Genomic DNA, 721 nt, shown 5'->3' with positions numbered 1-721 from the left:
GTCAAGAAACCCAACGTCCTGACCCCGCTGGTCGATTACATCTCGGCCATTCCGCTGGCGCTGTCCGGCACGGTGCTGGGGGTGGGGCTGCTGGCCTCGTTCCACGGCGGCTGGTTGCCGCTTTCGGGCACCGCCAGCATCATCGTGCTGGCCTATGTGATCCGCCGGATGCCCTTCGGAATGCGCAACGGGCAGGCAACCCTGCACAACATCCCGAATTCGCTGGAAGAGGCGTCGATCAGCCTGGGTGTCCCGCCGGTGGCAACCTTTTTCAAGGTCGTCCTGCCGGTGATGATGCCCGCGATCATCTCGGCGGCGATCCTGACCTGGACCACGACCGTGGCGGAACTGTCCGCCTCGATCCTGGTCTATTCCGGCGGGCGCGAGACGCTGCCGATCCAGGTGTTCCGGCTGATCGATTCCGGTCTGATGGCCTATGCCTCGGCCTATGGGCTGGTTCTGGTGACGGTGATCCTTCTTCCGATCATCGTCGCAACCCGTGTGTTCCGTATCGACGTTTTCGCCGTCAAGTGACCCCGCGCGGGGCATCCCTTGCTGCCCCCGCCCAAAAAGAAAACCCGACAGAAAGGTATGAAGATGTTCCTGAAATCCACCCCGCTTGCCACCACCCTTGCCTTCGGACTGGCCCTTCCCGCCCTGGCGGACCCTGTGCTTTACACCTCGAACCCGGTGCCCGCCTACGAAGCGGTGCAGGCTGTGG

At 63.4% G+C, this 721-nt stretch carries 1 protein-coding gene; it reads left to right on the top strand.

What is annotated here, in order from left to right; all coding sequences use genetic code 11:
* The coding region (locus C5F44_RS17715) for an ABC transporter permease (protein ID WP_146161997.1) at nucleotides 1-534 on the top strand (534 nt) is incomplete at its 5' end.
* Nucleotides 535-721: the final 187 nt, after the last annotated feature.

Source organism: Fuscovulum blasticum DSM 2131 (assembly GCF_003034965.1).
Lineage (GTDB): Bacteria > Pseudomonadota > Alphaproteobacteria > Rhodobacterales > Rhodobacteraceae > Pseudogemmobacter > Pseudogemmobacter blasticus.
Note: the sequence above shows the minus strand (reverse complement) of the source record. Positions and strands in the feature narration are given on the sequence as shown.